Here is an 8,209-nt window from a genome sequence, read left to right as displayed (position 1 = left end):
CGGCCGGGGCCTTCGCCGCCCGCGGCGACAGGGTCGCCCTGCTGGCCCGGGGCCGCGAGGGCCTCGCCGCGGCAGCGGACGAGGTGCAGCGCGCCGGGGGTGAGGCGCTCGTCGTGCCCGTCGACGTAGCGGACGCGAAGGCGGTCGACGAAGCGGCGCAGCAGGTCGCCGACGAGTTCGGGCGGATCGACATCTGGGTCAACAACGCGTTCGCCGGGCTGTTCGCGCCCTTCACGGAGGTCACGCCGGACGAGTTCCGCAGGGTCACCGAAGTGACGTACCTGGGCTGTGTGTTCGGCACGCGGGCCGCCCTGCGGCACATGCTGCCCGCCGACCACGGGACGATCGTGCAGGTCGGCTCGGCGCTCGCGTACCGGGGGATACCGCTGCAGTCGGCGTACTGCGGGGCCAAGCACGCGATCCAGGGCTTCAACGAGTCGCTCAGGTGCGAGCTGCTGCACGAGGGGTCGCGGGTACGGACGACGATGGTGCAGCTGCCGGCGGTCAACACCCCGCAGTTCGACTGGGTGCTGAGCCGGATCCCGGGGCGGGCGCGGCCGGTGGCGCCGGTCTACCAGCCGGAGATGGCGGCCCGCGCGATCGTGCACGCGGCCGGGCACGCACGGCGCCGCGAGTACTGAGTGGGGGCGTCGACGGTGGCCACCCTGATCACCAACGCGGTGGCCCCGGGGCTGCTGGACCGCTACCTCGCCCGTACGGGGTTCGACGCACAGCGCGAGGAGGGGCAGCAGGGCGGGGCGGGGAACCTGTGGGTGCCCGCGGACGGCCCGCACGGTCACGACTACGGCGCGCACGGACGCTTCGACGCGGAGTCTCTGCCAGGAGGCGCCGAGGAGTGGGTGTCCCGGAACCGAGGGAGGATCGGCGCGGGCCTGCTGGCCAGTGGGCTGGGCGCCGTGGCGGCCGCCGGACTCCGCCGTCGTGGCTGAGCATTGTTTCGGCGAGGGCGGCACTGGGGGCGAAACGCCGCGGCTGCGGTGTTTGGGCGCCCTGCCCAGGGGGACGCGGAAGGTCTCGTACGGGTGGCATTTCGTGCGCCCGCCCGGCAGACGACGTACGCGCGAGAACGCCGGAGGCGAATCGTGAGTCGACCCCGCATCCTGATCGTCGGTGGCGGATTCGCCGGGTACCGGACGGCCCGCACGCTGTCCGGGCTGACCCGGCACCGTGCCGACATCACTCTTCTCAATCCGACCGACTACTTTCTGTATCTCCCCCTGCTGCCGCAGGTCGCCGTGGGCATCCTGGAGCCGCGCCGCGTCGCCGTCTCGCTCTCCGGCACCCTGCGCCAGGTACGCCTGGTGCTCGGCGAGGCCGACGGCGTCGATCTCGACGCGCGGACCGTGCACTACAGGGACCCCGAGGGCCACGGCGGCATGCTCACCTACGACCGGCTCGTGCTTGCCGTCGGCAGCGTCAACAAGCTGCTGCCGATCCCCGGCGTCTCCGAGCATGCGCACGGCTTCCGGGGTATGCCCGAGGCGCTGTACCTGCGTGACCATGTGATCCGCCAGGTGGAGCTGGCGGCGGCGGCCGACGACCCCACGAGCTGCTCCGCCCGCTGCACCTTCGTGGTGGTCGGCGCCGGCTACACCGGAACGGAAGTCGCCGCGCAGGGCAAGCTGTTCACCGACGCGCTCGTGCGCAAGCAGCCGCTGCGGGAGGGCATGCGGCCGCGCTGGCTGCTGCTGGACATCGCGCCCCGCGTGCTGCCGGAGATGGACGAGCGGCTGTCCCGCACCGCGGACCACGTACTGCGGCGCAGGGGCGTCGACGTACGGATGGGGACGTCCGTGAAGGAGGCGACGCACGACGGAGTCCTGCTGACCGACGGGGAGTTCGTCGACACCCGAACACTGGTGTGGTGCGTCGGCGTACGCCCCGATCCGCTCGTCGAGAGCCTCGGCCGGCCCCTGGAGCGCGGACGGATCCTCGTCGACCCGTATCTCCGGGTACCGGCCCACTCCGAGGTGTTCGCCTGCGGGGACGCGGCTGCCGTACCCGATCTGGACAAGCCCGGGCAGTACACGCCGATGACCGCGCAGCACGCCTGGCGGCACGGGAAGGTCTGCGCCCACAATGTCGCCGCCTCCCTCGGCATCGGCTCCCGGCGCTCCTACCGCCACCGGGACCTGGGCTTCGTCGTGGACCTCGGCGGCGCGCAGGCCGCCGCCAATCCGTTCGGCATCCCGCTGTCCGGCCCGCTCGCCGGAGCCGTCGCCCGCGGCTACCACCTCGCCGCGATGCCCGGCAACCGTGTACGGGTCGCCGCAGACTGGCTCCTGGACGCCGTACTGCCGCGCCAGGCCGTGCAGTTGGGGCTGGTCCGCTCCTGGTCGGTGCCACTGGACACGGCCTCGCCCGAACTGGCCCGGACGCCCGGATCCCCTGACAAGTCCGGTACGAAGGAAGACTCATGAACCCCCGTCACCTGCACGAACTCGCCCAGCAGTTGCGCGTGGACAGCGTGCGCGCCGCCGCCGCGGCCGGCTCCGGGCACCCCACCTCCTCGATGTCGGCCGCGGACCTGATGGCCGTCCTGCTCGCCCACCACCTCCGCTACGACTTCGAGCGCCCGGCCCACCCCGCCAACGACCGCTTCGTCCTCTCCAAAGGGCATGCCTCACCCCTCCTCTACGCCGCCTACAAGGCCGCCGGAGCGATCAACGAGACCGAACTGCTCACCTTCCGCAAGCTCGGAAGCCGGCTCGAAGGACACCCCACGCCCCGCCGGCTGCCCTGGGTCGAGACGGCCACCGGCTCGCTCGGCCAGGGGCTGCCCGTCGGGGTCGGCATCGCCCTGGCCGGGAAGCGGCTCGACCACACCGGTTACCGGGTGTGGGTGCTGTGCGGCGACAGCGAACTGGCCGAGGGCTCCGTGTGGGAGGCCGCCGAGCACGCCGGGTACGAGCATCTCGACAACCTGATCGCGATCGTCGACGTCAACCGGCTCGGTCAGCGCGGCCCCACCCGCCACGGCCACGACCTGAATGCCTACGCGCGCCGCTTCAAGGCCTTCGAGTGGCACACCGTCGAGGTCGACGGGCACGATGTGGAGGCGATCGACCGCGCCTGCGCCGAGGCCGAGTCCACCACCGGACAGCCCACCGTGATCCTCGCCCGCACCCTCAAGGGCAAGGGCGTCCCCGGTGTCCAGGACCGCGAGGGCCTGCACGGCAAGCCCCTGCCCGACCCCGAGGAGGCGATCGCGGAACTCGGCGGCGTACGGGACCTGCGCGTCGAGGTCCAGCTGCCGCCCGCCACCCGCATGCTGCACGCCGTACGGGGCGGCCATCTGGACCTGCCTCGGTACGACATGGGCGACGAGGTCGCCACCCGGGATGCCTTCGGACAGGCACTCGCCGCGGTCGGCCACGCCCGGGGTGACGTCGTCGCCATCGACGGCGAGGTGGGCGACTCCACGCGGGCCGAGTACTTCGCCAAGGAGCACCCCGACCGCTACTTCGAGTGCTACATCGCCGAACAGCTGATGGTCGCGGTCGCCGTCGGCATGGCGGCGCGCGGCTGGGTGCCGTACGCCTCCACGTTCGCCGCGTTCCTCACCCGCGCCCACGATTTCGTCCGCATGGCCTCGATCAGCGGCTCCGGCATCAACCTCGTCGGATCGCACGCGGGCTGCGCCATCGGCGAGGACGGGCCCTCGCAGATGGGCCTGGAAGACCTCGCCATGTTCCGCTCGGTGTACGAGTCGACCGTGCTGTACCCGTGCGACGCCAACCAGACCGCCCGGCTAGTCGCCTCGATGGCGGGCCAGGAGGGCATCCGCTATCTGCGGACCACGCGGGGGAAGACGCCGGTCATCTACGGCCCGACCGAGGAGTTCCCCGTCGGCGGCAGCAAGGTGCTGCGCACCTCCTCCGAGGACCGGCTCACCCTCGTCGCCGCCGGGGTCACCGTCCACGAGGCGCTGAAGGCAGCCGACGCGCTCGCCGGGCAGGGCATACGGGTACGGGTTGTCGACCTGTACTCGGTCAAGCCCGTCGACCGCGCCACGCTGCGCGAGGCCGCCGAACGGACCGGCTGTCTCGTCACCGTCGAGGACCACCGCGAGGAGGGCGGTCTCGGCGACGCGGTCCTCGACGCCTTCGCCGACGGGCGCCCCGTACCCCGCCTGGTGCGCCTTGCCGTGACGACGATGCCGGGCTCGGCGACCCCCGCCGAGCAACTGCACGCCGCGGGCATCGACGCGGAGTCGATCGCGGCCGCGGCCCGGCTGCTGGTGGAGCACGCCGTCGTACCGTGAACGGAGGGAGCGGCATGAGCGGCACCCGTACCGTACGGGCCGGTCGTCGCACGCTGGAGATTCACCGGCCGGACAAGGTGCTGTTCCCCGGTGACGGGGACGCCGAGGAGTACACGAAGGCGGACCTCGTCGCGTACTACCGCTCCGTCGCCTCCTTCATGGTGCCCCATCTTCGTGGCCGGCCCCTGATGCTGGAGTGCCACCCCGACGGAGTCGACGGGCCCCGGTTCCTGCAGAAGAACACCCCGGAGCACTATCCGGACTGGATCCACCGCGTCGAGGTGCCCAAGGAGGGCGGCACCGTCTGTCACACCGTCTGCGACGACGCAGCCACCCTCGTCCACCTCGCCGACCAGGCCTGCCTCACCCTGCACCGCTGGCTGTCACGCACGGACCGCCTGGAGCGGCCCGACCGGATCGTCTTCGACCTCGACCCGGCGGGCGACGACTTCGGTCAGGTGCGGCACGCGGCCCGGCTGCTGGGTGAGCTCCTCGGCGAACTGAGGCTGCCGTCCGGACTGATGACCACGGGATCGCGGGGACTGCACGTCGTCGTGCCAGTGAGCCGACGTCACGACTTCGACGAAGTACGGGAGTTCGCCAGGGACGTCGCGGACACGCTCGCCGCCGCCCATCCCGAGCGGCTCACCACGGCCGCCCGCAAGAAGGACCGGGGGGAGAGGCTCTACCTCGACGTGCAGCGCAACGCGTACGCACAGACCGCCGTCGCCCCCTTCACCGTACGGGCCCGTCCGGGCGCCCCGGTCGCCACGCCCCTGTCCTGGGAGCAGTTGGACGACCCGGCCGTGCATGCCCGCCGCTGGTCCATCGTGGACGCGGTGGACCAGGCCCGCACCGCTCCCTGGGCAGACGTGATGGCCGCAGGACGCTCCCTCGCCCCCGCCCGGCGGCGGCTCGACGCATTGCGCGGCTGAATCGCTGAAATCACGGCTGCCATGCGCTCGATACGGCCTTTCTCGTGCCGCGCTGTCGGAGTGCTGCAGGCTGCGGCCCGAGGACCTGAATCCGGATCTCGGGCCGCTCGGGCCGTTTCCTTTCGTGTGATCAGCGACGGGTCACCAGCGATACCATCGGCCCCGCCCTCCGGCCGCGGACGTGCCGCGCACCAGGAATCCCAGCAGCCAGATCACGAGCACCGCCAGGGCAATCCACCACAGAAGTTTCACCGCGAATCCGGCACCGAAGAGAATCAGGGCAAGTAGCAGTACCAGCAGGATGGGAAACATAATGTCAACCTCCTGCTTCCGGGTTTCCCGAAAAGTGCGAATCAGTCGCCTTTTCGGCAGAGAATTTCTCCGTGCAGCACGGAGAACCAGCCGTCCTCCTGCCGGCCCCAGTCCCGCCAGGACTCCGACACGGCCCGAAGCTCATCGGCGGTCGCGTGACCGCCCTCGGTGGCGCGTGCCGCGTACGCCGAGGCGAGCGTGCGGTCCGCCCACAGCCCGCTCCACCACTCCCGCTCGTCGGCGGTCGCGAAGGTCCAGGTGCCGGAGGTGGCCGTGATGTCCCGGATGCCCGCGCGGAGCGCCCATGACTTCAGGCGCCGCCCGGCGTCCGGCTCACCACCGTTGGCGCGCGCGACCCGCCGGTACAGGTCCAGCCAGGCATCCATGCCCTCCGAGGCCGGGTACCAGGCCATCGCCGCGTAGTCCGCGTCGCGGACGGCGATGAAACCACCCGGCTTGGTGACGCGGAGCATCTCCCGCAACGCTTGTACGGGGTCGCCCACGTGCTGGAGCACCTGGTGGGCGTGGACCACGCAGAACGTGTCGTCCGGGTACTCCAGCGCATGCACGTCCGCGACCGCGAAGTCGACGTTGGTGAGCCCGCGGGCGGCGGCCGTGGCCCGGGCCTGCCCCAGGATCTCCGGCGCGCGGTCGACGCCGGTGACATGGCCGTCGGGGACCAGGGCCGCCAGGTCGGCGGTGATGGTGCCGGGGCCGCAGCCGATGTCCAGGATCTTCATGTGCGGCTTGAGCGAACCGAGGAGGTACGCCGCGGAGTTGGCGGCGGTCCGCCAGGTGTGCGAGCGCAGCACGGACTCATGGTGGCCGTGCGTGTAGACGGCCGTCTCCTTCGACATGACCTTCCTCTTCTCGTTCGTACGGATTCACGGCGTACGGATTCACGCCGTACGGACCCCTGGGGCGATGCCTAGGGGCGGTATGCATCACCGTATGCGATCATGTCGAATGATGAGATCTGCGTCTTGCAATGTGGACGAAGTTGCGAGGTGCGATAACCGTTTGCCCGCCGTCCAGGGCCTCGCCCAGAATGCGCCTCATGGGACACCTGGAAGCCGCTCACCTCGAGTACTACCTCCCGGACGGGAGGGCGTTGCTCGGCGACGTGTCCTTCCGGGTCGGCGAAGGTGCCGTCATCGCGCTCGTCGGTCCCAACGGGGCCGGGAAGACCACCCTGTTGCGGATCCTGTCCGGTGAGCTGAAGCCGCACGGCGGCACGGTCACCACGAGCGGTGGGCTCGGCGTCATGCGGCAGTTCGTGGGGTCCGTACGGGACGAGACGACCGTACGGGAGCTGCTCGTCTCCGTCGCTCCGCCCCGTATTCGCGACGCCGCCCGCGCCGTCGACGCCGCCGAGCACGCCGTCATGACCGTGGACGACGAGGCCGCCCAGCTCCAGTACGCGCAGGCCCTCGCCGACTGGGCCGAGGCCCGCGGCTACGAGGCCGAGACACTGTGGGACATCTGCACCACGGCCGCGCTCGGCGTCCCCTACGAGAAGGCCCAGTGGCGCCTGGTCCGCACCCTCTCCGGCGGAGAGCAGAAGCGGCTCGTGCTCGAAGCGCTGCTGCGCGGCACCGATGAGGTCCTGCTCCTCGACGAGCCGGACAACTACCTCGACGTACCCGGGAAGCGGTGGCTGGAGGAGCGGCTCGCGGAGACCCGCAAGACCGTGCTCTTCGTCTCCCACGACCGTGAACTGCTCGCCCGCGGTGCCCAGCGGATCGTCTCCCTCGAACCGAGCCCCACCGGAGCGGATGCCTGGGTGCACGGCGGCGGCTTCGCCACCTACGACGAGGCCCGGCGCGAACGCTTCGCCCGCTTCGAGGAGTTGCGCAAGAGGTGGGACGAGAAGCACGCGCAGCTGAAGAAGCTGGTGCTGAATCTGCGTCAGGCGGCCACGGTCAGCCATGAGCTGGCGTCCCGCTACCAGGCCGCCCAGACCCGGCTGCGCAAGTTCGAGGAGGCCGGACCCCCGCCGGAGCCGCCGCGCGAGCAGGACATCAGGATGCGGCTCAAGGGCGGACGTACGGGTGTAAGGGCCGTCACCTGCAAGGGGCTTGAGCTCACCGGCCTGATGAAACCCTTCGACCTGGAGGTCTTCTACGGCGAGCGCGTCGCCGTCCTCGGCTCCAACGGCTCCGGCAAGTCGCACTTCCTGCGGCTGCTCGCGGGTGGCGACGTGGCGCACACCGGGGAGTGGAAGCTCGGGGCGCGCGTCGTGCCCGGTCACTTCGCCCAGACGCACGCGCATCCCGAGCTGGAGGGCCGTACGCTCCTCGACATCCTGTGGCGGGAACACTCCCAGGACCGGGGCGCGGCCATGTCCCGGCTGCGCCGCTACGAGCTGACCGCGCAGGCCGAACAGAACTTCGAGCGGCTGTCCGGCGGGCAGCAGGCCCGCTTCCAGATCCTCCTGCTGGAACTGGAGGGCGCCACGGCCCTGCTGCTCGACGAGCCGACCGACAACCTGGACCTGGAGTCGGCGGAGGCGCTCCAGAAGGGACTGGAGGCATTCGAGGGCACGGTCCTCGCGGTCACGCACGACCGCTGGTTCGCCCGCTCCTTCGACCGCCATCTGGTCTTCGGCAGCGACGGCCGGGTCCGTGAGACCCCGGAGCCGGTGTGGGACGAGCGGAGGGTGGAGCGGGCGCGCTAG

General features: G+C 71.3%; 6 protein-coding genes and 1 pseudogene. 5 read left to right on the top strand and 2 right to left on the bottom strand.

The annotated features are described in order from the left end of the window. The 4 genes and pseudogenes from ABT186_RS11520 to ligD all read left to right on the top strand — a co-directional run. A pseudogene (locus tag ABT186_RS11520) lies at window positions 1-950 on the top strand (SDR family oxidoreductase); the annotation flags it as partial. A 153-nt stretch (window positions 951-1,103) separates the two neighbouring features. Further along, window positions 1,104-2,441 (top strand): NAD(P)/FAD-dependent oxidoreductase, encoded by a 1,338-nt coding sequence (locus ABT186_RS11515; RefSeq protein WP_351225816.1) that lies wholly within the window; start codon window positions 1,104-1,106, stop codon window positions 2,439-2,441. Next, entirely contained in the window at window positions 2,438-4,285 is a 1,848-nt protein-coding gene (locus tag ABT186_RS11510) for a transketolase (RefSeq protein ID WP_351225818.1), read from the top strand. The genes ABT186_RS11515 and ABT186_RS11510 overlap by 4 nt, the downstream gene beginning before the upstream one ends. Window positions 4,286-4,299: 14 nt before the next feature. Beyond that, complete coding sequence (ligD, locus tag ABT186_RS11505) at window positions 4,300-5,220, top strand: non-homologous end-joining DNA ligase (protein ID WP_351225820.1); 921 nt, start codon at window positions 4,300-4,302, stop codon at window positions 5,218-5,220. Between the two features lie 141 nt (window positions 5,221-5,361). Here ligD and ABT186_RS11500 read toward each other — a convergent pair whose 3' ends face one another. Next, entirely contained in the window at window positions 5,362-5,532 is a 171-nt protein-coding gene (locus ABT186_RS11500) for a hydrophobic protein (RefSeq protein WP_351225822.1), read from the bottom strand. Between the two features lie 41 nt (window positions 5,533-5,573). Further along, window positions 5,574-6,389 carry a class I SAM-dependent methyltransferase gene (locus ABT186_RS11495; RefSeq protein ID WP_351225824.1) on the bottom strand — a complete coding sequence of 272 codons (816 nt, stop codon included), beginning with the start codon at window positions 6,387-6,389 and terminating at the stop codon, window positions 5,574-5,576. 200 nt (window positions 6,390-6,589) lie between these two features. On the opposite strand from ABT186_RS11495, the gene ABT186_RS11490 reads away from it, so the two are divergent. Further along, window positions 6,590-8,209: an ABC-F family ATP-binding cassette domain-containing protein gene (locus ABT186_RS11490; RefSeq protein ID WP_351924717.1), complete on the top strand. Its 1,620-nt coding sequence runs from the start codon at window positions 6,590-6,592 to the stop codon at window positions 8,207-8,209.

It is taken from the genome of Streptomyces sp. NPDC001634 (assembly GCF_040298185.1).
Taxonomy (GTDB): Bacteria; Actinomycetota; Actinomycetes; order Streptomycetales; family Streptomycetaceae; genus Streptomyces.
Note: the sequence above shows the minus strand (reverse complement) of the source record. Positions and strands in the feature narration are given on the sequence as shown.

What these genes read in the sequence shown, in the direction of transcription:
- ligD (WP_351225820.1), top strand. Translation starts at nt 4,300, where the DNA reads ATGAGCGGCACCCGTACCGTACGGGCCGGTCGTCGCACGCTGGAGATT.
- ABT186_RS11510 (WP_351225818.1), top strand. Translation starts at nt 2,438, where the DNA reads ATGAACCCCCGTCACCTGCACGAACTCGCCCAGCAGTTGCGCGTGGAC.
- ABT186_RS11490 (WP_351924717.1), top strand. Translation starts at nt 6,590, where the DNA reads ATGGGACACCTGGAAGCCGCTCACCTCGAGTACTACCTCCCGGACGGG.
- ABT186_RS11500 (WP_351225822.1), bottom strand. Translation starts at nt 5,532, where the DNA reads ATGTTTCCCATCCTGCTGGTACTGCTACTTGCCCTGATTCTCTTCGGT.
- ABT186_RS11495 (WP_351225824.1), bottom strand. Translation starts at nt 6,389, where the DNA reads ATGTCGAAGGAGACGGCCGTCTACACGCACGGCCACCATGAGTCCGTG.